Consider the following 26,512-nt stretch of genomic DNA (forward strand, 5'->3'; position numbering starts at 1 on the left):
TGTGTATGAACACATCAGTCATAACTATCGCAGATATACACAAAACGTCACAAGTTTATCCCTAAAAAGCTATAGTGAGGACTGGTCGCTCCATAAGAAATATCAAACATGAAAAACGGATGATATTCTCTTCGTTTTTTGTTATAACTAAAGTATGACAGAAAACGTTATCTTTTTTGGTGGGAGATGCAAGAATGTATGATAAACGCAAGGATGTTGCGTATGGCAAGTTTGAGACGGCTACCCATGGCCAATCGCTGCGTATTTCGGGGGATCTGAAGGCTTCGTCGGCGCAGGTTATTCGTGATACCACCCAGCAACAGGTGGCGGTCAATAAGTGGGCGATACTCTGTTTAGCGGCTTCTAGTGGTTTTTTAACAACGTTAGATGGCTCAATTGTCAATATCGGTTTGCCGGCTATTTCTCAAACCTTTCATGTGGGCGTGAGTGGGGCCATTGAGTGGATCATTATTGGATATCTGGTCATTATTGCAGCGGTGCTGCTAACTTTTGGGCGACTGGCTGATATGGTTGGGCGCAAACCAATCTTCTTAACCGGTCTGGTAATTTTTATCGCAGGTTCAGCCCTGAGTGGTATGGCACCATCACTACTTTTACTTATCGTGGCTCGCATTTTTCAGGGGCTAGGAGGCGCTTTGATCTTTTCGGTGAATATCGCAATGATTACCAGCACATTTCCTGGCAATGAACGTGGCTTAGCACTGGGATTGAATGCCGTTATTGTTTCGCTAGGCGTCAGCGCGGGGCCAACTATTGGGGGCTTGATCACTCAATATTTGACCTGGCGTTGGATTTTTTATGTGAATGTTCCTCTAGGTCTGGTTGTTCTGCTGGCCGCTTACTTTATTTATAAAGAGAAGCGTCCTGCCTCTGGACAACGAGGGCGCTTCGATCCTATCGGTGCCACGCTCCTGGCGATTGGACTGGCTACGCTCACGTTAGGCCTCTCTTTTGGACAGGAATGGGGCTGGCTTTCTCTTGCTACCTTGAGCTCAATTGGCATCGGAGTGGTAACACTAGCAATTACAGTGTTTGTTGAGAGTCGGATGCCTTATCCTATTCTGGATCTACACTTGATCACCAATCGTACATTTGCCTTTGCCAATATTAGCTTTATGCTCTGTATGATGGCCCTGTTTGCGCCTGGCTTTCTGATGCCGTTCTACTTTGAGCAGTTGCGCGGCTTCTCAACCGAACAAACTGGACTATTACTGACACCACTCCCATTAACCATGGCACTCCTGGCTCCTATCAGTGGCTCGCTGGCTGATCGCTTTGGCTCTCGCTGGCTGTCTCCGGTGGGTCTGGCTATCGCTTGTCTGGGACTTGTCTTACTGGCCCAGATCAATACTCACAGCGCGTTATGGGACATTATCTGGCGCCTGGTGGTTATCGGCATTGGTCAGGGAATCTTTCAGTCTCCTAATACACGTACGATAATGGGGGCAGCCCCTCGTAGCGCTCAAGGGGAAGCCTCAGGTTTATTAGCCACAGGACGTGTAATTGGGCAGGCGCTGAGTGTGGCTTTGATCGGAACAATCTTTGCAGCCTTCGGTGGCTCATTAGCCGGTCATCTGCTCTCAACCCAGGCGCACCCACTGACACCTGACAAATTGCATTCACTGCAACAGATGTTTATCAATGGTTTTCGCTCTGGCCTACTCGGCTGTGCAGCCTTCGCGGCCATCGGTATCTTTACCGCCCTGGCACGTGGTAAAGGAGCGACCGTGGAACAGCTTCATTAGGCAACCCATGCTTGCGTATAACGATGTATGTCAGTTGATCAACCCAGAATCAACTGACAGCTTTCCATTGTCTGCTCAACCATACCAATGAAGGTTGCATCACTGGGAAACACAAACAAACGCAAAAAGTAAATGAAGTGGCATAAAAAAATATTGTTTTTTGTGCCAAAGTAGGCTATACTGCCAGTAGTCTTATAGTTGCGAACGAGCACCATGTTCCTCTTCCCTGACGGCGTTCATTATCAGTTCTTCCCATGAACGCTGCCGCTTTACTGGTACTCGCGTTCACATCACTTTGCATGGAAGCGCCGATGTTTGAAGACATAGCCAGCGTGTATCCTGACGATTTTCAACGTACGCTTATTTCCACTTGCCGATACATTTTCTGATGAATATTCAATTGTTTTGGCACACACGCATGATGCGTATTGAATGTTCACTTTTGCCTATACACATTACAACGAGGGGCTACCAACAGTAACCCGCCACTGGAATATCCAGATAAGTCACGGTACTACGTGTTAAGTATCTGCGCATAATCCTACTACATACTTTAAATCCCAAATGGGATTTTCAGCGGAGGTATTTGGGTGATGAAAAATCGCTACTATGTCCAACCCTTAACCGAACAGGTTTTTTTGATTCGCGAACGTACGTCAATGAGTGGGGGTCCTGGCCCGAATGATCCAATTGTGCGGTCATTCAGTGTACGCCATGATGCCTATATGTATGCAGGCAAAATGAATTCAGAGGGCATTGAAGCCCAACCAGCTACAGAGAAAAAGCATTCATAGTCTATACTCTGCCTTCTACGATCGTCCTTTTGTTCCCAAAGGGATTTGCGACAAACCTCATGAACGTGATGAAAATTACTGCTTAGCCGTTAGAGAATACGAGCTAAAGTTATTTTACGCGTAAAATGGATCGAGAAGAGTATGGAATGTAACTAACTCTCACATGCTCTTCTCAATCCCAGGATAATCAGAATCAAGGCAATCCGCCCCAATATTACATCTTTTGGTTGAAGCAAAATAGTGTCCCTTCTGCTATCTTCTCATTAACATCCTTTAAAGCATGGCCGATCATGGCATGAATATTGCATATCTATGCTCATCCACAGGTGGTTTACGCATGAGGAGAGAACTAATGTCCTCTGTATCGAATTTTAACATTGTACCAAAGGGCGACAAAAATTCCACTGCGGCATGGACGAGGCGTTTTCTCATTGCACTGACCATTGTCGCGTGGATGATTATTCTGATGGGAATCTGGCTTGTGCTCAGCAGGATTCTTAATGCCTTGATCATTATCGGTATCTCAGCCTTGATCGCGTATGTGATTTATCCTCTGGTACGGCTCCTTGAACGTTTCATCCCACGTCCACTCGCCATCTTGCTTGTCTATCTAGGAGTCCTGACCATGCTGCTCCTGCTTATCTATTTTGTAGTCCTGACTGCGATTGGACAATTGGCGGCCTTGATTGTCTCAATTCAAAAAAGCTTACCTGACATTCTTAACAGGCTACAACCACTCATCAGTCAGATTACGAAGACCAGTATCTCTCCCAATCAGTTACTGGCATCGAGTGAACAAGTTCTTAATTACTTGTTATCAGTGGCTGGCAATATCTTTCCTCTGGTAAATAGCATCTTCTTGATTGCCATCAATATTATCATTGTGACCTCGTTAAGTGTTTATTTCTTGCTGGATGGACAGCATACAGTTAAATGGCTACGTGAAAAAACACCACTTCATTTACGTGCTAAAATCATCTTTTTTCTAGATACGTTACATAGTACAATGGGCGGCTTTGTGCGTGGACAAATCACGCTGGCCACGGTCATCAGTGCGATTATGTGGCTTGGCTATACGATTATCGGTGTTCCCTATGTTATGCTTATTGCGATCATTATTTTTGTGTTTGAGTTTGTGCCTCAGATCGGGTCATATATTTCAATTGGTATCGCCATCGCTCTTACGCTCGTGACAAAGGGCTGGCAGACTGCCTTGATCGTGACCATCTTCTCTGGCATTGTGCAAGGTGGCCTGGATGGTCAGATATTAGCCCCGCGTATTCTCGGTCATTCGGTGGGTATTCATCCGATTATTTCCATTGGAGCCCTGCTGATAGGCGCTGACCTCTTTGGTTTACTTGGAGCCCTTTTTGCCGCTCCGATTGCTGGTATTATACAAATTATTATTCTGACCTACTGGCGCTCCTGGACTAAACGCCATCCAGAGGAATTTCCAGAGGAGATCGCAGATCAGCTTCCGGTGCTTCCTCTAAGCGCAAACAGAACTATACCAGGTATAGAGCAAACGTAAGGTCTATTGGAGGATTAAGATCGTGACTGCCAGTGCGGCTCAATTTGCCGAAGCGTTACAAGCTATTTCGACCCTGCTCGCTAATCAACCTGCGCAGTCTGTGCGGGTCGCGATCATTGGATCGACATCATTCTCGCCATTAGCGCTGATTACTTCCTTTATCGCTCATCTCCCGACAGGCTGCATTGTTATCTCCAGTCGGACAGGCAAGGTTAATCAGCAGGCACTTACGACGGCCCGTCAATATGGTTATAAAGTCGAGGAATTCATTCCGGATTGGGAGGGTTTAGGAAACAGTGCAGCTTGTGAGAAGAATAATGAGATTGCATGTACGGCATCAATTGTAGTAGCATTTTGGGATGGTCAGAGTCCAGGCACCAACAGCGCGCTGTCCATTGCTCGTAAAGCTGGAGTGCCAGCATTTATTATCTCTCCACCTTCTTCTGCTCCCAGGCCAATTCAACAGCCGCTTTTTTGATGCAGGACGATCCAGCGAAAAACTTTCATAGCTCAAAAAATCAGCATTTGAAATTTAGGACTTTTGTCTGATATAAAGCAGGAGCGCCTATCCATGAGGATATAGGCGCTCCTGCTTTATATGGGACAAAACATCTATTATCTACCAACGAGGAGGCTGAGACTGGGTCGGCTCTTGAGGCTGCTGGGGCTGCTGGTTCCAGGGCTGCTGGAACTGATGCTGACGATTATTCAATGGCTGATTGCTAGTAGTGGCTTCTGCGTTCTCCTCTGCGGCTTCGGCAGCGGCGTGCTCGGCCCGTGCACGCTTGTCGTTGCGCACATGGCGCCAGACATACAACACAACCAGTACAATCAAAAGAGCTACGATCACATACTCGAAGCTTTTATAATATGGCTCGATTTTGGTCATATTGCCATTCAACACGACGCCGGCATAGGCGAGCAAGACACACCATGGGAAAGAACCAAGAAATGAGTAAATACAAAACTTGGTAAAAGACATTTTTGTGATACCGGCTGGCAAGGAAATATAAGTACGAACCACGGGAAGCAAACGGGAGAAGAAGGCCGTTGGACTTCCCCAGCGTTGAAAAAAACGGTCCGCTAGATCCGCATCGTGTTGCGAAATCAAGACATAGCGCCCATATTTCAACATCAACGGACGGCCACCTTTATAGCCAATCCAATACGCCAGAATAGAGCCAACAAGACATCCCAGCGCGCCTGATAAACCGAGCAATACAATGCCAACATTTGTATCTACCCCGGGAAGTAGTTTATGCTGGGCTAACAGGAGTCCGGCAACCGGCATGACAATTTCACTGGGCAAAGGAATACAACAGCTCTCAATTGCCATTGCCAACACAATACCTAACAAACCGGTCGAGATATAGAGATTGGTAATAAACGTAGTTAAAAGTTCCGAAATTTGGGCCACGTCTGCCTCCTTCGTAGAGCTTGCAATTTTGCTTCATACTAGCACATTTTATCGAAAGAGGCCAGAATCGATGGTCCTGAAAATGAGCATAAAGAGTTTAATCTTCATCACGTTTCGGTGCCAGATTTCTTGAGGAACGGCGCGTTTTCGGTGGCTCAACCTGTTGTGCCAACTCGTCTTTTAGTGCATCATCATCATACATATATGGTGCTCGACGCACAAGCGGTTTTTTCAGATTTCCAGTTGAGAAATTCTGATCGAACGCTTCTGTTTCAGGGTCTGTATATTGGTACTTTTGGGAGGCTGGTCGCTCTTGAGATGACGAAAAAGATCGATAAGGGCTATTCGGAGTAGGACTGGCATCAACAACACGTCGTCCCCGCCGTGGATAGGTTTCCAGGGATGAAGAGTTCCCCTCTTCAGGATCTTGCCTCTCTCGCGAACTTTGACGATACCCATGCGAAGTGGGAGGCTTCTGAGTAGGCTGCTTATCTGTTCCATGCTGTCGAGACAATGGTGATGATGGACGCCGTGAACGGTAGTCCACATACTCCTCAGTATAGTCTTCTTCGGCACGCTGGGAAGCCTCCTGGCGTGCGATACGTAAAGCCTGCGATTGGAATTGTCCCCGTGTCATTTCTGGCTGATAGCCAGGAAAACCAGGGGTATTCAGTCGACGCGTCGTTGCCCGTCGGCTGGGCGTTTCATTGTCACGCCTGGATGGTTGCCTGGTAGAGGGTGATTGTGTTGAAGGCGATCGATACACAGGATAGCGATCTGAATCCGAATAACGTGAAGAGGGTGAGGGAAGTTGACGTCTGGGTGCGGGTGCGGGTAGGTAGTGTCGCTCATCCTCATAGTCTTCATCCCTACCCCTATGGCCGGTAGGATAGTCATCCTGCTCTTCTATATAGATTGTTCTGGCTACACGCTCAGGAACTTCTCGGTATTCATAGACAAATTGCTGCGGTTCAGCATAAAATTCCTCTTCTTCATACTCCACATCTGGTTGCACATGTTGCTCATGACGTCGTGAGAGATAAGCAAAAAGAGTTAAAGAAATGGGAATACTAAGGAGTAAAGCCGCCAGACCACCGATCAAGCCACCTACCACCCAGGAATTCAGAGTATTCGCGTACCAGAGAACAACCGCAGCACCGATAATAAACACAAGTGCCGCAGCAACAGCCTTTAACAAAGGCCTGCTTCCTTTCTGAGCTCCCGTAAAGTATTGAGGCTCACAACAAAAAAATCCCTACAATCCTATTAGTTAGGAGTATACCAAACTTGAGAGAAGAGTACAAGAGCATGGGGCATTCAGGAGGGGCCAGAGGGCGAAGAACATGTGGAAGTATACATAGACATATGTCTATAAAATATCATGTGACAAAGCAAACACAAGGCGAAGTGAGAAGAGCTATCTCGATACATGTATCTGTCGCTACTTTCGCCTTGTGTGGCCATATTAAAACCCGAAATGCCAGCCAGTGTCTTATGCAGCGGGAATACACTGCCGGAAGATTGCCACAACCTTCCCCTGAATCTGCCATTCACGATCCCAGATACTTTTAGGGATCAGAATAGGATCGAGCTCTGAATTGGCAGGCTGTAAACGAACACGGTCGTGTTCTTTTTCCTGGAAGAAACGCTTGAGTGTCGCGCTTCCACTGACGCCTTCTTGCATATGAACAGCTACAACGATATCTCCATCGCGACAGGTGGCCTGCTTTTTAATCACCACATAGTCACCATCACAAATGTGATCTTCAATCATTGAGCGTCCACGTACAACCAGAGCATAGGTATTATCAATATCTGTAAAATTGCGGCCAACGTCGACTGATTCAGTCGCACCAGGAAAAATATCCAGGGGCTCTCCGGCTGCGATATGGCCCATGACAGGGATACCGTCTTGAGTCTGCTTGGTCAACTTAATGCCACGACTCTTTTTCGCCTGACGAGAGATCAAGCCCTTCTTTTCTAGCATGGTGAGATGATAGTCAACATGGCCGGTGCTGGCAATATTTAATTCGCGACCAATCTCACGATTGGTAGGGGGCATCCCCTCAGACTTCATGTAATTTACAATGAAATCATACATGCGGCGCTGTATTTCGCTGGCTTGCTCCAACGACATAGTATGGTCTCCTGCCTTTCTGAACACCTCAGCTAACTCCCCCACACAGCCAAAAACTAGAACGACTATTCCAAATGATCATACCACAACAGCACAAGCAATTCAAGCTTTTTTTGAACGTATTTTTCAAATATTTATTCGTATATACTTGTAAGGGACATTTATAAGGCCAGGACTTGGCAGCGACAGTAGGTTTTGTTATACTCCCTTGAAAAGGAACATTGAGATACGCTAAGCTATCTAAAGATGCGCATTGATTTGCGTCCAATACTTCCCTAGGTGTACAATAGAGGCATTGGTAATCGACGGATCCATGCACGAAAGAAAGAGTCAGAAAAACTATGGTAGAGATGACAGTTGAGAGCGTGCGCATAAATCTGGCTACGCAACAGCGAGTGGTCATCTTAAAAGCGACGAAGCAAGAACGCTATCTCTTCATCTGGATAGCGTATGCAGAGGCGTATGCTATTGCTGTCGAGCTGCAAGGAACCACGTCGCCGCGACCGCTTACGCACGATCTCCTCAAAAATGTCATTGGGGAGCTGAATGCAAAAATTGAGAGTATCGTAATTTCTGATTTGATCGATGAAATCTATTATGCTCGCATTGTACTCGATGTAGACGGTCGGCATGTAGAAATCGATTCGCGGCCAAGCGATGCAATTGCGTTAGCTGTACGGGCTAAAACAGCCATTTATGTTGACGAAAGTGTGTTAGAACGCGCTGGCGTTGTTCCCGAGCAGAATGAAGAGCCACAACCCCCTATGTTGAAATCTGATATCAAACACGAAGATGAGTCCGATGAGGAAGAGGAAAATCTGGATGCTTATCGTGATTTCATCAATAGTTTAGATGTTCTGGATGAATTCGGTAAGGATTAATCGGTTCGGCTGGCTAGCTTGCTCGCATGTATATCCGCCTCAGCACGTGTACCTGCCGCCAGATATGCACTGACAATGATTTTCAAGAGATGGACAAACATACGCGAACATAGTCCATAGATGATCACCGCCAGCAGTGTATAGGGCTCTATCCGTGTAAATACTTCCTGCTGTAAGGGAGGAAGTAATAGATGGAAAGGCAACAACGCCAGATCACTACTTACGTAAACTGCATTCATCCACGTCGTCTCTTGGGTGGGACTCCAAATTTTGAGGCCGAAACGCAGCAATAGTAGTAATTGCAGACCCACAAAGCATAAACCCACCCCTAAGGGTAGTAACCGTAATGCGAACATCGGAAGAAGTTGGGGCCACATCCGCAATTGTCTAAAAAGAGATCCAGGCCCCTTAATCTTACCAGCTTCTACCTGCAATGCCCCACCACCTGTCGACATACCAGGCAATGCTGGATAGAAAGCAGGATTATTAGTAGAGGATGGGATAGAAACTGTGGTATGTTGATCGGGCAATTTGTCACGATCAGGCTGGTCTGGCTGTGCGAAAACAAGGTCTGGCAGTGGTTCCGTTGGTAAATCATGCTCATCGATTTTTTCCGGCTTGTGCAATACAAAACGTAACCCCATTGATACCTCTTTTCTTAAGAATATGCAGGCATAAACAACAACACAGCCTACTATCTTCCCTGCCATACGCGCTATCAATTACTGTAAATGCTATATAGGATAGCGCTTGAGGATATCTTCGTATGTCTCACGGCGTTCCATTACGCATATTTGTTCGTCATCAATCAATATTACGGCCGGCCGTGGGACGAGGTTGTAGTTACTAGCCATGGGTAAACAATAGGCGCCAGAGGTTGGCAGGCAGACCAGATCACCTTCCCGCAGGACTGGTAATTTTACCTGCTCGATCAGCATATCGCCAGATTCACAGTAACGCCCCGAGATACAATAGGTCTGGTCGGCAACTTCATATATATGTTCAGGTGCGATGGCAGTATATTGTGAGCCATATAATGCTGGACGAATATTATCAGCCATGCCACCATCCACGAAAAGATAATGGATCCCACCAGGCGTGTCCTTGCTGGCACCAATCCGATAGAGCGCGACACCTGCACGCGCGATAATAGAGCGGCCAGGCTCGAGAACAAGGCTCGGCATGGGCGCTGGTAATTGTGGATAGAGGGCCTCTACTTTCCTTTGCAACGCCTGCGCCAGCAGCGCTACCTCTGGCATCTGCCGAGCCTCCACAGTATTAATACCCCAGCCACCACCTGGACTGATCTCTTCAGGCCACCAGCCCTTCTCCTGGTAGAGCTCACCGGCCAATCCCAATAGTCGCTCCAGACACTCCTCATATGGACGCGTCTCGCGTAACAGGGTTCCACTATGAGCATGCAAACCCACCAGTTGCAGCTGACCATCTTGCAGGATACGCAATATAGCCGCCTTTGCTTCTCCAGATTGTAGCGGGAAGCCAAATTTAGCCGAGGCATGTCCGGTCTGTAGATATTTATGTGTGTCTGTATCAATATCTGGAGCAACCCGCAATAGGACCGAAGGGCGCGACTGGCTTTTACGAGCGATGCGTATTAAACGCTCAAGCTCGCTCCAGTTATCTACTATAATGCGGCCAATCCCTAGTTTAAGCGCCAGTTCCAGCTCCGCTTCCGATTTATTATTCCCATGAAAAGAGATATGTTCCAGCGGAAAGTCTGCTCGTTGTGCCACGAGCATTTCACCACCGGAAACCACATCCAGACCAAATCCCTGGCCACTTAACAGGCGCGCCAGGTGAGGAGAAAGATATGCTTTGGATGCATAGAGAAAACGTACCGTCGACGCCTTATAATAAGTAGCAAAAGCCTGCTTGTATGCTACGCACGCATTGATAAGCGTGGCTCGATCAAAAATATAAAGTGGGGTGCCATAGCTATCCGCCAGTTCACTTAACGTTTTCCCGGCGATACTTACCTGCCCGTCGGCAGAAATCGTGGTAGTATCAGGTAGAAGTTGGAGGTCAGTAGCAAGTTGTGGCGGTACCATAAAAGACAACCTTTCGCACGCTATTCAGTATAGTGATGCTATGTTACAATAGATCGGTAATGTAGTAAAGAAGTGAAGGAGAACCATTCTTCGTATGACACAGACGGACAACCGTACGGAGGGGCACCTACAGGCGACGAGTACCAACACTCCTCGCCTGCGTTTCGCACCTAGCCCTACCGGATTTCTACACATTGGTGCATTTCGGACCGCTCTCTTTAGCTGGCTCTATGCCCGTCACAGCGGTGGCAAATTCATTTTACGTATTGAGGATACAGACCTGGCACGCACAGTAGAAGGAGCGGTTGAAGATTTTGTGAATGGTCTGGAATGGTTGGGCATGGATGTCGATGAGGGTCCAGTGATTGGTGGTCCTTACGGCCCTTATTATCAGGTACAGCGTAAAGCTTTGTATCAGCAGTATGCGAATCAGCTGGTAGAGGCTGGACGCGCATACCACTGCTATTGCACACCTGAGCGCCTGGATGAGATGCGTAAAGAGCAGATCGCCAATAAGCTGCCACCACGCTATGACCGACGCTGTCGGTATCTGACTCCTGAAGAGAGAGCCGCCCATGAGGATGCAGGTGAGTCATGGACAGTGCGCTTTGCCATGCCATTAGAGGGCGAGACCGTAGTACATGATATGTTACATGGCGACATGGTGTTTAAAAATACCGATCTGGATGACACCGTGATCCTCAAAACCAATGGTCTGGCCCCTTACCATCTGGCCCATCTGGTCGATGACCATCTGATGGGGATTACCCATGTCCTGCGTGGTGAAGAGTGGATCTCCAGTGCCCCACGCCATGTTCAGCTCTATCAGGCGCTTGGCTGGGAGCCTCCTCTCTTCTACCATGTGCCCAATGTGCTGGGGAAGGACAAAAAGAAGCTAAGTAAACGCCGCAATGCCCCATCCTGGTCCGATTATAAGAAAGAGGGCTATCTGCCAGAGGCAGTCTTCAATTTCCTGGCAATGCTGGGTTGGGCATATGATGATCAGACCGAACTCTTCACAAAGGAAGAGCTGATTAAGGCATTCACACTGGAGAAAGTGGGCATCTCTTCGGGCATCTATGATCCTGATAAGTTGCTCTGGATGAATGGCGTCTATATCCGTAAACTGACTTTAGCGCAATTAGTAGAGCGTACCCTACCTTTTATGGAGCGTCCCGAGGCTGAGGGTGGACTACCTGACAGTGTGCAACGTCCATTAGATCGCGACTATACGACGCGTGTGTTGGCACTGGAGCATGAGCGCCTCAAGACATTAGGTGAGGCTTCTTATGTCGTTTCTTTCTTTTATGAGAAAGAAATTGATTATGGGCTTGACATTCTCATTCAGAAAAAGATGGATGCTGCAAGCACCCATGACGCCCTGGTGAAGACGCGTGAACTCCTGGCTGGTCTGGAGACCTGGGAGCACAGCGTACTGGAGGCACGCCTGCGTGAATTGGTGACCACACTTGGTATAAAAAATGGCCAGCTGTTTGGTACGATCCGGAGCGCTGTCAGCGGTCGTACCGCAACTCCGCCTCTCTTCGAGATGATGGAGGTGCTCGGACGTGATGTTTGTATGCAACGTATTGATAAGGCTATCGCTAAAGTTGCTTAGTAAGTAACTCTATGGTTTGTAGAATAAGGGCACTCATGATGGGTGCCCTTCTGTCTTCTTATCGCTTTTTTTTCCACAGCTTTGAGGACACTTATGATTAATAAGGACTATATTTTACGGCTCGCCGAACAGATAGGATATGAACTCTCAATCGTGCTGCGCTTACGCAAACGTAACCTCCATGAGGATGAGTTACTGGCTATTGATAATCTCCTCCTTAAATATACAGGCATGACCTCGCGCTTTATTAATTCCCTCTCAGATGAGACCTTGTTACAAAGTCTCTCGCCCCTCGGTAAGCTAAATGTGGAATCCAGCTTATGGATCGCATCCTTACTTAAGGAAGAGGGAGAAGCCTATAGCGCCTTGAATAATAGCCGCGAAAGCTATTATCGCTACACAAAATCTCTTTTTATCCTTTTAGAAATATTACATCAAGAGCATGTGGCTTTCGATTCTGATCTTTACGAAGATGCAGCCAATCTTATCGCGAAGTTGGCTGACTATGAATTGCCAGCACATTTAGAACAAAAGCTTTTTCGCTATTATGAACAAAAAGGCATGTATGCACAGGCCGAGAATATTCTTTTTGACTATCTGGAACATCATCCCGCCCCTGGCATGATTGAGGCTGGTCGGGCTTTTTATGGGCGCCTACAGGAGAAAAGTTCTACTGATCTGGAGTTGGGCAATTTTTCGCAAGAAGAGATACATGAAGGCATTGAGCAGCTCAAAGCGTTTGAAGTATAGCCCTTGTAAAATGTGAGGCCCTTCCTATGCACTAGACAAATAACACGTTCATTGATTACACTTACTTAACATCTCTTAACAATCCCTTAAACCAAAAGATGAGAAAGTTCGTATAATCAATGGCAACAACACAAGCAAAAAGCGTTTTTTTACCGAGAAGAGGTAATCGTGTGTCATCAGCAAAATCTTCTCAGTTAGTTTATTCAACAGTAAATAGTACCTGGCGTTGGATGTGGCCCGATATTCTGATGCGTATCATTCCAATGGGTTGCGTACCACTTATATATATTGCAATCTTTCATTTACCGCTGTCATTCTTGGGATTGACCTTGACCTCGGTCCCACTTCATCTACTGGTGGGTATACTGGTAGGTGTGGGCATGGCGGCATTCGCGGTAACATATCGCATGCTGATTGTTGGTCCCTGGTTCCGCAAACCAACTGCGTGGGATCAATGTATCCAAACCATTTTCTATCTCTTCATCAATGGACCAGTTGAAGAATTGTTTTTCCGTGGTTTTATGCTGGCGGCAGTTGCACAGTGGACGCATTCTCTATTCCTGGGCTGGCTAGCTAGTACAATTGTGTATACTCTTTATCATCGCCTGGGTAAATGGAACTGGCGGAGCGTTGGTGGAGTTGGATTGGCAGGAGTAGTCTTCAGCCTGGTTTATCTGCTACTACCAGGACCTCACTCATTGCTGGCAGTGATTATTGTCCATGGCTTTACAACTAGCGGCTTCCTCAGTTGGGGCGACGAGGTGCTTTACCAGAGATGGAAGCATCTACAAGCAAAAACAGTGTAAAATATATTTGGTGCAAATATTCTGCGACGAATTTCAGCACCAAACCGTATTGATTGTAGGAATAGGCGGGCCAAAGCCAACCATTGGATGCTACAGGTTGCCACAAATGGTTGGGTGGATGGGTGCTAAAGCATAAAACTGAACCAGGAAAAAACGTGCTGGGTGTCGATTGTTATCCTTTCGTAGGAATTACAATGAAGACAAAAGCGAGTAACAGCCCTTTGTGCTATTCTCGTTACCAGACCATGCACAATTCGTCTACCCATTAGGTACAAAATATCTAGCAGAGATATTATTTATGTCTGGAGGTTCTCATTGAAAATCCTAGTTACAGGTGGAGCAGGCTTTATTGGCTCCAATCTTTGTGCACGCTTACTTGATGAAGGACATACTGTTTTTTGTGTTGACAATTTAATTACTGGCTCAACTGAAAACATTCAAGCATTCATTGATCATCCTCATTTCACATTTTTAAAACAAGATGTAACCGAACCATTTGATAATGATGCCGAGGTTATCTTCCATCTGGCCAGTCCAGCTAGCCCGGTTGGCTACCTTGAACATCCTATTGAGACAATTCTGGTCAATAGTACTGGCACCCACCGTATGTTGGAACTGGCACGTAAAAACAACGCTCGCTTCCTGATCTCTTCTACATCAGAGATCTATGGTGATCCCCTGGTCCATCCACAACGTGAAGATTACTGGGGAAATGTAAATCCCATTGGTCCACGTGCTTGCTATGATGAGAGCAAACGCCTGGGAGAAACATTGGTTATGGAATACTATCGACAGTATCAGACCAATGTACGCATCGTACGTATCTTCAATACGTATGGTCCAAATAGTGCCATTGAAGATGGCCGCATGATCCCTAACTTTATTACGCAGGCGCTGAAAAATGAACCGATTACGATCTATGGAGATGGCAATAAAACCCGTAGTATCACCTACGTGAGTGATCTGGTCGATGGCTTGATACGAGCCATGTTTAGCCCAAATACCACGGGCGAGGTCTTTAATCTGGGTAGTTCTGAAGAGCATACCGTGCTGGAATATGCACAGATGATTATTCGCCTCTGCAACTCGTCATCTGAGATCTTGTTTGAGACCAGTCGTGTTGATGATCCCGAACGCCGTCGTGCTAATGCAACGAAAGCTCAAACAATCCTGGGCTGGCAACGTAAGGTTGGTATGGAAGAGGGCCTGCGTGAAACGATTGAGTGGTTTGCCAAGCGTATTGCCCAATACTCAACAGTTTCCTAATAGCGCATCATTTCCTTATGGTCCGTCGTCTCATGGTTAGCAAAAACAAATATACTTAACAAAGGACAAGATAGCCTGTGCAGCTGGCATAAGCAGAAATGTTCCTTGAGGGGATAAAGTGACTCTAGTGGTAAACATATCAATGATATGCCCTCTGCACTTATTGATTTATTTATCCTTCCCTACTTATACATAGGTATATGCACAAAGTTCACTATTTTTGTGTGTCGCATAGATAGACATCTATGCGACACACAAAAATAAGTAAGGGCCATGGGAAAGTGAGATTATCAATGAAATTTGATATGAAAAAGAGCCAAAAGCGCTATCCCCTTGTCGCCCTCGTTTAAGGATCCTTCCCGATCTCTCATCCGTATCTTTTTTAGGTGCTCCAGTATACTGGGTAGAGATAGGGTATACACAAGCACATTCGCTCGTTTCTACCTTGCGCAATCCCAATCTAATAACATTCAATCTCTCCCTGTATAGCTCAAACGCTCAATGTCCAACATACCAGCGTCAATGATGACGCTACCAATCGAGCACATGCAGGATCGCAAACAACGTGGAGGATGTCTTGATTCATGATAAGGATGAAGCCCGGCGCTCCCGCCTGGTTGCTGTAGATAGTAATAGCGAACAACAAGCACCATATGGAAAATCTGTGAAAGATACTACACCTCTCGATAATTCTGAGCCAGAGGTCACACACGAGGCCGAGATTACGCGTGAACAACTCGCGTTAGGGAAGCGACTTCTGAATTGGCGTACACTGGTTCCTCTCGTCATTGTGATTATCGCTCTGGTGTTTGTGGCTCAAAAGGCTAACATCAACCCACAAAAAACCTGGAATGCGGTAAAGAATGCAAATATCTTCTTCTTTCTGGCGGCCTTTGCCATCTATTACCTCTCCTTTGGATTGCGGGCTCTCCGCTGGAAATATCTGCTAGAGAATGTCGGTTTTAAGCCTGAAAATGGTATTCACCTTCCCAAATATCGAAAACTGGTCGAAATCGTCTATATCTCTTTTTTCGCAAATGTTGTGGTACCGGCTAAATTAGGTGATCTTTATCGCGCGTATTTGTTGCGCCAGGAGATTAATGTCTCCACCACGCGTAGTTTTGGTACGGTGCTGGCAGAACGCCTACTGGACCTGATTGTGCTCTTGCTGCTCTTCATTCCAGCTATTCTTATCAGTCTGCATCAAAATATGCCTCCGCAACTTGCCATTGGGATGCAGATTCTCCTGGTCGCTGTAGCTATTGGAGTTGTGGGCCTTTTTGTCTTACGGCTGGCTCGCGAACCGATCGCCCGGCTAGTACCGGCTCGTTTTCGTGAGCAGTATTACCACTTCCAGGAAGGGACGCTTGGCTCTTTCCGGCGCTTACCACGATTGGCTGTTCTGACTATTGGCGTCTGGGGCTGTGAGGCATTGCGCTTCTTTTTTATTGCTCTGGCTCTTAACCTGATTGGTGGCAATATCTTCCATATCCTGGCTGCCTCAATCTTTATAGGGCTAGGAGAGGCGTTACTAACGGTCATTCCAGCTACTGGTGGTGGTATTGGCCTCGTAGAGGGGGGCATGGCTGCTATGATCGCTCTCTTTTACACAGGAGCTGATCTGGTCAATCAGACTACAGCCGCGATTCTCCTTGATCGCATTATCAGTCTGTTTAGTATCCTGGTAATTGGCTTTATTGTCTTTATTGTGGCCTTTAGTAAAAAAGCGGCTCGATCCACAAAGTAAGTCAGGCCAGAAGGCCATATGCCTTGACATGTTGGAATGCCTACACTATAATTTTTGCGCAGGTCCACGAAGTAGAGGTATACAATACGAACACAATTATCTCTACTTTGAAAACAGGCCAGGAGAGGGGGGATCTGGTGTCAGAAGTAAAAATCGGCGATAGAGAAATGTTTGAGACGGCGTTGAAACGCTTCAACCGCAAAATTCAGCAGGACGGTATCCTCGCTGAAGCACGCCGCCGTGAACACTATGAGAAGCCAAGCATAAAACGCAAAAGAAAAGCGGCTGCACGCTTACGTAAACTTGCTCGCAAAGGCTAAAGGCTAAAGCGAACGGTTTCAGATCAAGCGTCTGGTACGTCTTGCTTGAGAGACACTATAAGTCTGCACAAACAGTATTTATGGTGTCTCTCGTAACACTTTTTGTTTATCAACCGCTCGCTCCTTTATCCTCGAAAATTATCTTTTACGCCCTCCATATACGTTCTCTTCTATTTTTAAGGAATCTTTTTCATGCAAGAGCATCCATCAATTGAGTTATATGTGAATTTAAACGATGACTCACAAAATACCCAGGTTGAGCAGGCTCTCTCTACAATCAATCTGGATAATGTGGTGACCCGTACTTTAGAGCTTGCAGGCATCACACAGCCGGTCATGCTCACCTTGCTGATTACTGACGACGCTGGCATTCGGGATATGAATAAGCAGTATCGTGAACAAGATAAAGCAACCGATGTTCTTTCATTCCCCTTACTGGAGCAACCAATCGTACAGGCACCTGAAGATCAGTTATGGCCTCCACGCATAGAAGAGGGAGCTGAAGCCACAGAGCCGGGCACAACTTTCGTAACGCCTCCAGGTATGGTTATGAATTTAGGTGATATCGTGATTTCCTGGCCAACCATTCTACTCCAGGCACAGACTGCTGGCCACGATTACCTGACCGAGATGATTTATCTCTTCTCACATGGCATACTGCATCTCATTGGCTATGACGATCAGACTGAAGCCGGTTATCAAGCCATGGTTGGTATTCAGCAGGCTGTTTTACAAACAATGGGACAAAAGGCTTATCGTTCATGAACCGACGAACGGACTTACCAGAACCTTCATTAGATGAGAAGACGTCAGGCAATGAACTGACAAAATTTATTGCGGGTTTTGGTTACGCTTTTCGAGGACTCTGGTATGCAATACGGACCCAGCGCAATGCTCGTGTACACACGACACTCGCTATTCTAGCCATTCTCCTGGGTATCTATTTGCGTATTTCAGCCCTCGAATTTGCGATAATCTTCATTGCCATTAGCAGTGTCTTTATCGCTGAGATGTTTAATACTGTAGCTGAACTTTGTGTGGATCTGGCTTCACCCACCTATCATCCCCTGGCAAAAATTGCGAAAGATGTAGCGGCCGGAGCCGTATTGGCAAACGCAATTTTATCAATCATCATTGCCCTATGCGTTTTCGGACCTCATCTATGGGATTTGTTTTCCCACTTGCATTAAGGGGCTAACTGTATTTGCTTCTCAAGTCGCAAAAACGCCAGGTCAGATCTTTGATAATTACAATCATGGAGATGAATATTTGCTGGATGTTTTATGGCTCTCTATGATCAATGGCCACCCTTTATAACATAGAAAGAAGTTTATAGGGATGTCTTTTCTTTCCAATCCAATCGTAGCGCTACTCTTATGGATCGTTGTAATCATCGTTATCGCAATCATTATTCTGTTGCGCATCTTCAGAAGTCCTCGCGAATATAGGCGGCAAGCCTTTATCGAAAGTATACCCACAATACTCGGCTTCGCGATCCTGATGCTGATTATTTTCTTTTTCCCGGGCATATTTACCTATTTACGCGACCTGATCACCCACAAACGCTGATTTTGCTGGGTCATCACAGCGGACAGCCGCACTCGGGCGCTAAAGCGCTCCAACAGTTTAATGTGGGGTCAAAAAGTGTTCGTAGGACACTTTTTGACCCCACATTAAAAAAAAGGATGGGCCCTTCAGGGCCCGCGTGTGCCTAGCTACACGCTCCACGATGGGAGTAGAAAATAAACACTATCGAACCTCGACTTTGTAAAAATGCCGAAAAATGAGCTCGCAGAATGACGACAATCCAGGATCTTTCTCAGCTCAAAGTGTGAAAAATGTACAGATCGAGCTAAGAATGCAATCAATATATAATCACAATAGGCATAAAAAGTGGGCTAGCTACAGCTAGCCCATCAAGCGGAATAATTTCTTACATTCAATTATCGCTATGTACGCAAAATTTTTATTGCTTCACGCGCTCAACATATTGACCAGTACGTGTATCGATACGAATGCGGTCACCAGGATTGACGAAGAGGGGCACGTTAACCACAGCACCACTTTCTAACGTTGCTGGCTTGGTAACGTTATTGGCAGTATCACCACGAACACCAGGCTCGGCACTTTCAACCGTAAGCTCCAAGAAGTTTGGCAACTGGACGGCAATGATACTTTCGCCATCAACAAGCATTTCTACTTCATCTTGCTCTTTCAAAAACTTGATGGCATCGCCTAACATCTCTTTGGCGATTGGCTGCTGATCAAATGTCGCGGTATTCATAAAGACATAATCATCACCATCTACATAGAGAAATTGCCAGTTCTGGTGCTCAACACGTACCTCATCAACCTCTTCACCGGCGCGGAAGCGTTGCTCAATCACACGGCCATTTTTGAGGTTTTTCAAGCGTGTACGTACAAATGCACGCCAGTTACCAGGACTGACATGGTGGAACTCAGTAATTGTCCAGAGATCATTGTTATAGCGGATCACCATGCCGTTACGGAAATCAGTGGTAGATGCATTAGCCAAGGGAGTAATCTCCTCTCTCTATACTCAAAGTTTTTTTCAGCTATACGAGCCAGGCGCCTGCTTCACCTACTTTCAGGTGATGGTTCATGGCTCTAATTTTGCTTACGGATATTATGCTCGTCCAGATACAAAAATACTGGCTGGCTGACCGAGCACGACAAAGACAACTTTTTTCTGCGTACGCCAACCATGTTCCTGCAGAATTCTATCCCATAAACGATCTTCACTAGTGAGTGAAACCATCAGTCCATCGGGACCCATCACACGATCGAACTCTTGTATTAGTGCAGTATACAACGCTTCGTTCTCTTCACGTGAACCTATCTGCTTACCAAAGGGCAAATTGGTAATAATGCGGGTCACACTCGATGCTTCAAGCGGTAAAGCTCGGGCATCCCAGTTTTTCAAAGTGGCATCCACATCGGCTGAACGAGCATTACGCCGCGCAATCTTGATGGCTTGCTCTTGTAGATCGCCTCCCAGTAATTGCTGGTATGGCGCTAACAGGCCACGCTCAGTCAAAATCGTTCCCGCTCCGCAGAGTGGATCTAATACAATATCCTCGGCGGTCGGAAGGGAGAGCCAGCCCATAGAGGCCGCTACGGTCGGACGCAAGGAGGCGGGAATGTGGTCCCGTTTATACGGGCGATGCCGCATGGTAGCATCACTGAGGCGCAAACCAATCAGCACGTCACCCCCACCTAGCCAGAGCCAGATCTCTAAATCTGCGTCATCTTCAACCTGACGTATGCCACGCGGCATCGTTTTGCGTAGAGCGTCTATCACAGCCTGACCGGCATCGACACGGCGAAAATCATATGTTCCTGACATCTGGCTCACCACTCGCCATGTTTGTGGCCTCGCACCATGATGGGCGCGTCTCCAACTGGCGATAGCACCTGCGAGATCTGCGTTTAAAGTAGCGCTATGCAAGACACGTAAAGCGTCCTGTCCACGGCGCAGGCCCTTGATGTGGGCCAGATTCGCGAACACATCTTCAGTGGTACGCAAATCCAACAGATTCTCGGCCGAGGTAGTTGTACGAAAAAGCGCTATACCGCGCATAAATTTGACCAGTTCTGTCTCGGGGATCGCCGCACGGATCTCGCTAAAAGCCAGCGTTTCCAATCCTGGCATAGTCATTGCATAGAAAAGATCTGACATGTATTCCAAATTTCTTGCTGCTTACTCTGCTCTATATTTAGAGCCAGCATATATCTCTGCCAGACACCACAAACAGTCTATTAGTGTGGAGCCTGGATATTTTTTAACGCGCATATCCTGACATTGATCAGGTAGAGGAAAAAAGCGCAGTGGCTGTCCAGATTTACCCATAAAAATGTACAGCCAGTTGCCACGCCTCCATCTAGAGCACAAGCCTGGCACGTACGATAGTATATATCAGCGTGTCATCATACCATAGATGACCTGATCTCGCAATCCCTGCTGCGATCCCCCTCCACGCCCATCGTTTCTGCCCACAGGCGTAGCACTTCAGGTGTTTAAGTCGCATTATGCATGTGGACAACATTCCTCATGTTTATGTGAGAAGGTTCATCACACTTGTAATCTCATGCGAAAATTTTGCCAGGCGCTTCTTTTTCAAATTTTCGCGTAAAATCCAATTAATGTCACCATCATTCCAAAGCGCACACTCACACATAAAGGCGAAGCTTTTCTCTGGCAAGGCTGCGGCAACGACACTGAGTGTATAGCCGAGTGCTCGGCGCAAGGTACGAAAATCTTCACATTTACGCTCCGGCATAGGGATGTGCGCCATGTGTTCAAATACGATGCGCTGCAATTGGAGAGCATTTTCGGCCAGTTCTGGGGTATATAAAAGACGCGGTTCTGCCAGCGCCGCAACGGCTGCCCGCTGCTGCAAAAAGTTTTCACTGGCAGCCAACTGGGAGAGATGCGGCAATATCATCTCTGAATCTGCGGTCAAAAGATGCTGGAAAGCTGTGGCGACCGCCTCTCTAACCCGCCAGGAGGTACTGCAAGCGTAGTAGCTAAGCATTTCGATAACTTGCTCTCTCCATTCACTACGCACAGCGGCACAGGCTCCTGCTGCAACCACACCGCAGAGCATTACAAACTCGGATGGCGTATTATCAACCATAGCTTTCCGATTTCCATTGGAAAAAGCATAGATCAGAGAAAGCACAGTATCTGGATGGGTAGAGCTAGCAGACGCTAATAAATAGGCCAGGTCATTGGCCAATTCCAGGTTGGCGCGCGGTCCAGGAAGACGACTATGCTCACGCAGGTAAAATTCTAAGGGTCGATGATGGCCTGTTACGGCCCTCTCAACCAGAGAGGATAATGTGTCGTGCATATCAATTATCCCTTGCATCAAAACAACGAAAATAACGCTGGTTCCAATTCAATTTCCTGCACAACGTCATAGGTACCTCACCATTTCCTGACATATCATGCTCTCAAATAAGCATTCCATATACCAGGTAGCCAGTATGAGGGCTTATAGGTTACTACACTCATCATTTTACCATACGTTTCCCACTAAGCAGAACCGCTAAAAATAAGCCTGCGCTGCATGCCCGTTACTTTTTAGAGGGGTATATCAACAGGGCTTTTTCATGTTCGCACAAAGATGGCAGGGAGATCACTCGCAAGCAATCAGATGTACATTGTTTCGGGGGGAGTGGAGTGTGTGTGGTGCGCGGCTGCAGCCGCACCACACACACTCCACTCCCCCAACCCGGCACCGCAGGCGCCAAAAAGGAACATGAAAAAGCCCTGGTATATCAAAGCACAACATTGACGTAAACGTTAAAGTTGTGCTACAATTATCTGGATAATGGATCTGCAACATCCTATGCAACTTTTTGCTGGCAGATTGTGTTGGGTAGGCGAGCTGTTGACTGCTTTCAAGGCGGTTTATAACATATGAAGAAGAAGGCTTGCGTAATTATGACGCATTCAGATGAGATCCCAATGGATCAAAATAGAGCTGAATCAGCTTATTACACTATTGAACAGGTAGCCACAAGGACACAATTAACCAAGCGTACCTTGCGCTATTATGAAGAGATGGAATTACTGCCGCAGGCGGAACGTACAGAGGGAAACTATCGTCGCTATACGGAAGATGATATTCAACGGATCCTCTACATTAAGTCGCTGCGTGAACTGCTGGGCTTTTCATTGAATGAGGTCCGCAAGTTCTTGCAGGTTGAAGATGAACGCGAACTGATAAGGACAGCCTTCCGTCAACAAACCGATGTGCAAGAGAAAATTGCCCAGTTGGATCGTTCCGATGAGCTAATTCATGAGCAACTTGCCCTGGTCGAACAAAAAATTACCGGCCTGGAACAAATGCGTCAACAATTAATACTGCGCCTGGAGAAACATAGCCACAAACGTTCTATCCTCCAAAATTCCTGAACGTGTCGCTCATTTGTTATGCTCCAATCAACTGAATGCTTCAGGCAGTGACAGCAAATCTCGTCCGTGATAAAATCAGGAGCGTTGCTACATTATCCTTGTCAATGCCAGTCCGGTTTGCGATCTGCCTGAAAACAGGCTCACAAAGCAGGATGGTTAAGATAACACAAAAAGAAGATGTATTAAATCCGCTATGAGTAACTGGCTCATCTATCCATTAACAATTGCAGATCAGCAACGGCACATTGAGCAGGGTGAACACTTACTATCGACGGTTCAAACTGGTGATCCCGCCACCCTTTTCTGGTCTATCGCCGAACCTGCCGGTCTGGTGCTTGGGTTTTCACAAAAGCAAACGGTCATTAATCCTGCTGCCTTGTTGGCCGGATCACTGCCTATTTATCATCGGCGCGCCGGTGGGACTGCGGTACTGGTAGGTCCAACTTTGCTTAGCTTAGATGTAATCTTGCCCGCTGATCATCCTCTACAATTGCCAGATCTGGTTGAGTCATACCGCTGGTTTGGAGAAGCCTGGGTTGCCGCTCTAGCACAACTCGAAGTAGCCACACGGGTAGTAGCACCAGCCGAGGCTCATGCGCAGCGTGCCTTGCGCAAACAGCCAGAGACGCGAGACTATGAATTATTGATGAACCGTGCTTGCTATGGCTCGCTCTCACCGTATGAGGTGGTGGTTGGGCAACGTAAAGTAGTTGGATTTGATATGATCCGCAGGCGATCGGGAAGTTTGCTACAGGCAGGTGTACTCCTGCAATGGGATACACAGCTTCTGGCCCATCTATTAGGTCATACGCCAGAGGAACAAGAAATTCTACAAAAAGGCTTACTGGATCGTGCGGTGGGATTAGATACACTACTCGGACGTGTTATCACTAGTAACGAAGTGATCAGTGCGTTTGAACGTGTCCTCATTCCAGACGAGCGTCAGCGTTTTGTGATTGATCCTCTATCCTTTATTTAATATTCTATGAAAGGCTTTTTTATACAATGGGAGATCGAACAGCTGAAGGTGCAGTCGAGATGTTGACTGAGCCCGATTATGAAGCGATGGTTATCGGGGCACATCCTGATGATAATGATTTTGGCACTGCCGCTACGTGTGCATTATGGGCCAGCCAGGGCAAAAAAGTGGTCTGGGTGGTCATGACCGATGGTACAGAAGGTAGTGAAATTCCTAGCCAGAGCGATGAAGAGTTGATGCTGCTCCGCGAACAGGAACAGCGCGCCGCCGCTGAAGTCTATGGTGTAAAAGCCGTTGAGTTCTTGCGCAATCGTGATGGTCACCTGGTGAATACCGAGGATGTACGCCGCAATGTGGTTAAACTGATTCGGAAGTATCGCCCACGTGTTATCTTCACACACGATCCTACTTCCCATATCATGGCTCCGGATCCTGATGAGAAGCCAGATGCCACCGGCTATCTGAACCATCCAGATCACCGAGCAACCGGGAATATTGTCGTTGATTCGATTTTCCCCTTTGCTGGCAACCCTCGCTCCTTCCGCGAACTGCTGGCTGAAGGACTACAGCCTTATCGCGTGCATGAAGTATACTTCTTCGGGACACTGCAGACTAACACCTATGTGGATGTGACTGAGAGCATTGATAAAAAGGGACAGGGCTTGATGTGCCATGCTTCACAGTTTAATCCAGATGATACCGAGCGCATGGCTGAGCGTATGCGTGAGCGGGCCGCCAGCGTAGCCAGAGAGGCCAAAGAGAAAAAGGGCCTGGAGATGAGCTATGCAGAATCATTCCGCCGCATGAAACTGCATATTCCACCAGCACCCAAGACCACGACTCTTCCTGGCAGTGAAGAGTAACGCCTATACCTGAAGACAGAGAAACAGGGCCTGCTCTCGATTGAGAGCAGGCCCTGTTTCTCTGTCTTTAACTGGTCCGTTTCAGCTATTTTTTAGGGGTCACGACCACGGAAAAGCCGCCCCAGAGAGCCAGAAATTTCTGCTTTGTCATCACTGTTCGATTTAACAGCGAAGAGTCAGCCAGATAGACATTATCGCCCTGACCACCCCGGAGGACCAGAATATGTCCACCAGGTACACGATCCGGGGGGAAACTTACGATCACAGGATGTCCTTGATTGGCAATCTTCACTATATCATCGAGCGGGGGATTGTTTAAATGAGTGGCATCAAACCCGAATTTATCAACGGTAATATCGATGCCGCTTGGCTGTAACAAACCGCTCTCAGGCGTGATCTGGTGCAAATTCGCCTCGACTTTTAAGATGTCGGTAACACGGAATTTATGGCTATTATTATAGGAATTAATGACTTCAGTCATGGCCGCAGCCGAACATGCTGATGCCGCCCACTGATCAAATTCACTCTGGGATGAATATTGATCAAGCGACATCTGATTGACACGCAACAAAGCCTGAGAGGCACCAGAAACGCCTGCATATAATGGCTGGGAAGGTTTGGTGACGGGCTTTGGCGCTGGTTTCGTAGTGGAGTCACTTGTAGAAGTGTCTGGCATGGCGTTCCAGAAGGATTGAACAGAGCTAGAACGTGCAAAGAGCAATGGCTGCAATGAAATCATGCCAACGCCAAACAATGCCACAAGAATCAAACACATGCCTAACCAGGGAGTTGGCTCTCCTTGACGTGGTTGGATTAATTGTCTGACATCTAATAAGGAAAAAAAGTGCGACCAGCCACCTGCTGCTGGCGCCGCAGGCTCTGAGAGGTCATAGGCCCCATAGTTATAGCGTATCTGGGGTTGCTGTAAACGAGCTGTGCGCTGAACACGAGCGTTTTGTGGAAGCTTGATGCTTTTATCATCACGATAGCCCTGACCACTGGCCCGACCATATAACCGCTGGCGTGCTTCATTACGCGATGCATATGAGATTTCGCGGCGGTTGGAGGACTGAGGCCTGGGCGAAAGGAATAATCCTGCAACTACTAGCGTCAAAGCAATAGCCAACAGCGTCAGCAGGACAATAATCATTTACAACTCCCCTGTTATACAAAAAACTACTTGATTACAATGAAAGATAATCATCTACAACTATATATGACAATTGCTACCATTCCAACCTGCGTAGCCCGGATGTAATCTACACCTCAGCTATAAAGTGGGAAGCCGCTTCATTCCTGGTATTAAGCCAGTCAAATCTTTACTATTATAACATACAAAACAGGCGCTTGCCAGCAAAATCATAATAGAATATAGCTATCTATATTAAAAAACTTTAATCTGATGGCGCAGGCTGGAAACACAAAACTTATTGTTACCGCATCAGGTGATATATCATTATAAACTCAGGCACTTACGCTTTTTCGCAGCCATTTATCTCCTGCACATAGGCGCAAAATATTGTCTTAACACAGGATCAGGATCATGATATGATCTAGGTGTTTTATTTCTATTGAGCAAGCAATGCAGCGAAAATGAACGAGCTTCTACATATAGCTTGCATGC

At 46.9% G+C, this 26,512-nt stretch carries 27 protein-coding genes; 17 read left to right on the forward strand and 10 right to left on the reverse strand.

Features of this window, described 5'->3' with window-relative positions; translation table 11 throughout:
• Window positions 1-194 precede the first annotated feature (194 nt).
• Complete coding sequence (locus EL633_RS03750; RefSeq protein ID WP_126625910.1) at window positions 195-1,766, forward strand: MFS transporter; 1,572 nt, start codon at window positions 195-197, stop codon at window positions 1,764-1,766.
• Between the two features lie 38 nt (window positions 1,767-1,804).
• Here the strand turns inward: EL633_RS03750 and EL633_RS36460 are convergent, their stop codons facing one another.
• Window positions 1,805-1,981: a hypothetical protein gene (locus EL633_RS36460; protein ID WP_161981921.1), complete on the reverse strand. Its 177-nt coding sequence runs from the start codon at window positions 1,979-1,981 to the stop codon at window positions 1,805-1,807.
• 378 nt (window positions 1,982-2,359) lie between these two features.
• Here EL633_RS36460 and EL633_RS03755 point away from each other — a divergent pair, with 378 nt between their 5' ends.
• The 3 genes from EL633_RS03755 to EL633_RS03765 all read left to right on the forward strand — a co-directional run bounded on the left by EL633_RS03755 (window position 2,360) and on the right by EL633_RS03765 (window position 4,569).
• The gene (locus EL633_RS03755; RefSeq protein ID WP_126625911.1) at window positions 2,360-2,560 is read left to right on the forward strand and encodes a hypothetical protein; all 201 of its coding nucleotides are present in this window, start codon (window positions 2,360-2,362) and stop codon (window positions 2,558-2,560) included.
• Between the two features lie 352 nt (window positions 2,561-2,912).
• Window positions 2,913-4,091 (forward strand): AI-2E family transporter, encoded by a 1,179-nt coding sequence (locus EL633_RS03760; protein ID WP_161981922.1) that lies wholly within the window; start codon window positions 2,913-2,915, stop codon window positions 4,089-4,091.
• 22 nt (window positions 4,092-4,113) lie between these two features.
• A complete protein-coding gene (locus tag EL633_RS03765; protein ID WP_126625913.1) occupies window positions 4,114-4,569 on the forward strand; it encodes a hypothetical protein in 456 nt (151 codons plus the stop codon).
• Between the two features lie 141 nt (window positions 4,570-4,710).
• On the opposite strand, the gene EL633_RS03770 is transcribed toward EL633_RS03765, so the two are convergent.
• The 3 genes from EL633_RS03770 to lexA all read right to left on the reverse strand — a co-directional run bounded on the left by EL633_RS03770 (window position 4,711) and on the right by lexA (window position 7,645).
• Entirely contained in the window at window positions 4,711-5,508 is a 798-nt protein-coding gene (locus EL633_RS03770) for a DedA family protein (RefSeq protein ID WP_246039076.1), read from the reverse strand.
• 97 nt (window positions 5,509-5,605) lie between these two features.
• Window positions 5,606-6,706 (reverse strand): hypothetical protein, encoded by a 1,101-nt coding sequence (locus EL633_RS03775; protein ID WP_126625914.1) that lies wholly within the window; start codon window positions 6,704-6,706, stop codon window positions 5,606-5,608.
• Between the two features lie 294 nt (window positions 6,707-7,000).
• On the reverse strand, window positions 7,001-7,645 hold the full coding sequence (gene lexA, locus EL633_RS03780) for a transcriptional repressor LexA (RefSeq protein WP_126625915.1): 645 nt from the start codon (window positions 7,643-7,645) through the stop codon (window positions 7,001-7,003).
• 341 nt (window positions 7,646-7,986) lie between these two features.
• On the opposite strand from lexA, the gene EL633_RS03785 reads away from it, so the two are divergent.
• A complete protein-coding gene (locus EL633_RS03785; protein ID WP_126625916.1) occupies window positions 7,987-8,526 on the forward strand; it encodes a bifunctional nuclease family protein in 540 nt (179 codons plus the stop codon).
• Here the strand turns inward: EL633_RS03785 and EL633_RS03790 are convergent.
• A complete protein-coding gene (locus EL633_RS03790; protein ID WP_126625917.1) occupies window positions 8,523-9,170 on the reverse strand; it encodes a hypothetical protein in 648 nt (215 codons plus the stop codon). The genes EL633_RS03785 and EL633_RS03790 overlap by 4 nt on opposite strands.
• A gap of 90 nt (window positions 9,171-9,260) precedes the next feature.
• Window positions 9,261-10,595 (reverse strand): diaminopimelate decarboxylase, encoded by a 1,335-nt coding sequence (gene lysA, locus EL633_RS03795; RefSeq protein WP_126625918.1) that lies wholly within the window; start codon window positions 10,593-10,595, stop codon window positions 9,261-9,263.
• 94 nt (window positions 10,596-10,689) lie between these two features.
• On the opposite strand from lysA, the gene gltX reads away from it, so the two are divergent.
• The 9 genes from gltX to EL633_RS03840 all read left to right on the forward strand — a co-directional run bounded on the left by gltX (window position 10,690) and on the right by EL633_RS03840 (window position 18,671).
• Window positions 10,690-12,213: a glutamate--tRNA ligase gene (gene gltX / locus EL633_RS03800; RefSeq protein ID WP_126625919.1), complete on the forward strand. Its 1,524-nt coding sequence runs from the start codon at window positions 10,690-10,692 to the stop codon at window positions 12,211-12,213.
• Between the two features lie 93 nt (window positions 12,214-12,306).
• Entirely contained in the window at window positions 12,307-12,963 is a 657-nt protein-coding gene (locus tag EL633_RS03805) for a DUF6483 family protein (RefSeq protein ID WP_126625920.1), read from the forward strand.
• Window positions 12,964-13,133: 170 nt separating this feature from the next.
• Window positions 13,134-13,769 carry a CPBP family intramembrane glutamic endopeptidase gene (locus tag EL633_RS03810; RefSeq protein WP_161981923.1) on the forward strand — a complete coding sequence of 212 codons (636 nt, stop codon included), beginning with the start codon at window positions 13,134-13,136 and terminating at the stop codon, window positions 13,767-13,769.
• Window positions 13,770-14,084: 315 nt separating this feature from the next.
• Complete coding sequence (locus tag EL633_RS03815; RefSeq protein WP_126625922.1) at window positions 14,085-15,035, forward strand: UDP-glucuronic acid decarboxylase family protein; 951 nt, start codon at window positions 14,085-14,087, stop codon at window positions 15,033-15,035.
• Between the two features lie 577 nt (window positions 15,036-15,612).
• The gene (locus EL633_RS03820) at window positions 15,613-16,782 is read left to right on the forward strand and encodes a lysylphosphatidylglycerol synthase transmembrane domain-containing protein (RefSeq protein ID WP_161981924.1); all 1,170 of its coding nucleotides are present in this window, start codon (window positions 15,613-15,615) and stop codon (window positions 16,780-16,782) included.
• A 137-nt stretch (window positions 16,783-16,919) separates the two neighbouring features.
• Window positions 16,920-17,102 (forward strand): 30S ribosomal protein S21, encoded by a 183-nt coding sequence (gene rpsU / locus EL633_RS03825; RefSeq protein WP_126625924.1) that lies wholly within the window; start codon window positions 16,920-16,922, stop codon window positions 17,100-17,102.
• Between the two features lie 192 nt (window positions 17,103-17,294).
• On the forward strand, window positions 17,295-17,867 hold the full coding sequence (gene ybeY / locus EL633_RS03830) for an rRNA maturation RNase YbeY (protein ID WP_126625925.1): 573 nt from the start codon (window positions 17,295-17,297) through the stop codon (window positions 17,865-17,867).
• Entirely contained in the window at window positions 17,864-18,292 is a 429-nt protein-coding gene (locus EL633_RS03835; RefSeq protein WP_126625926.1) for a diacylglycerol kinase family protein, read from the forward strand. The genes ybeY and EL633_RS03835 overlap by 4 nt, the downstream gene beginning before the upstream one ends.
• Window positions 18,293-18,440: 148 nt before the next feature.
• The gene (locus tag EL633_RS03840; RefSeq protein WP_126625927.1) at window positions 18,441-18,671 is read left to right on the forward strand and encodes a hypothetical protein; all 231 of its coding nucleotides are present in this window, start codon (window positions 18,441-18,443) and stop codon (window positions 18,669-18,671) included.
• A 397-nt stretch (window positions 18,672-19,068) separates the two neighbouring features.
• Here the strand turns inward: EL633_RS03840 and efp are convergent, their stop codons facing one another.
• From efp to EL633_RS03855, 3 genes are all read right to left on the reverse strand, one after another.
• Window positions 19,069-19,638, reverse strand: a complete 570-nt coding sequence (gene efp, locus EL633_RS03845; RefSeq protein ID WP_126625928.1) for an elongation factor P — start codon at window positions 19,636-19,638, stop codon at window positions 19,069-19,071.
• Between the two features lie 111 nt (window positions 19,639-19,749).
• On the reverse strand, window positions 19,750-20,802 hold the full coding sequence (locus EL633_RS03850; protein ID WP_126625929.1) for a THUMP domain-containing class I SAM-dependent methyltransferase: 1,053 nt from the start codon (window positions 20,800-20,802) through the stop codon (window positions 19,750-19,752).
• Between the two features lie 376 nt (window positions 20,803-21,178).
• Window positions 21,179-21,976, reverse strand: a complete 798-nt coding sequence (locus EL633_RS03855) for a hypothetical protein (protein ID WP_126625930.1) — start codon at window positions 21,974-21,976, stop codon at window positions 21,179-21,181.
• A gap of 620 nt (window positions 21,977-22,596) precedes the next feature.
• Here EL633_RS03855 and EL633_RS03860 point away from each other — a divergent pair.
• The 3 genes from EL633_RS03860 (at window position 22,597) to EL633_RS03870 (ending at window position 24,888) form a co-directional block, all read left to right on the forward strand.
• On the forward strand, window positions 22,597-23,046 hold the full coding sequence (locus tag EL633_RS03860) for a MerR family transcriptional regulator (protein ID WP_161981925.1): 450 nt from the start codon (window positions 22,597-22,599) through the stop codon (window positions 23,044-23,046).
• 193 nt (window positions 23,047-23,239) lie between these two features.
• Window positions 23,240-24,025 carry a lipoyl protein ligase domain-containing protein gene (locus tag EL633_RS03865; protein ID WP_126625932.1) on the forward strand — a complete coding sequence of 262 codons (786 nt, stop codon included), beginning with the start codon at window positions 23,240-23,242 and terminating at the stop codon, window positions 24,023-24,025.
• Between the two features lie 26 nt (window positions 24,026-24,051).
• Window positions 24,052-24,888 (forward strand): PIG-L deacetylase family protein, encoded by an 837-nt coding sequence (locus EL633_RS03870; RefSeq protein ID WP_126625933.1) that lies wholly within the window; start codon window positions 24,052-24,054, stop codon window positions 24,886-24,888.
• A gap of 85 nt (window positions 24,889-24,973) precedes the next feature.
• On the opposite strand, the gene EL633_RS03875 is transcribed toward EL633_RS03870, so the two are convergent.
• Window positions 24,974-26,038 (reverse strand): C39 family peptidase, encoded by a 1,065-nt coding sequence (locus tag EL633_RS03875; RefSeq protein ID WP_126625934.1) that lies wholly within the window; start codon window positions 26,036-26,038, stop codon window positions 24,974-24,976.
• Between the last annotated feature and the right edge of the window lie 474 nt (window positions 26,039-26,512).

Source organism: Dictyobacter alpinus (assembly GCF_003967575.1).
Lineage (GTDB): Bacteria > Chloroflexota > Ktedonobacteria > Ktedonobacterales > Ktedonobacteraceae > Dictyobacter > Dictyobacter alpinus.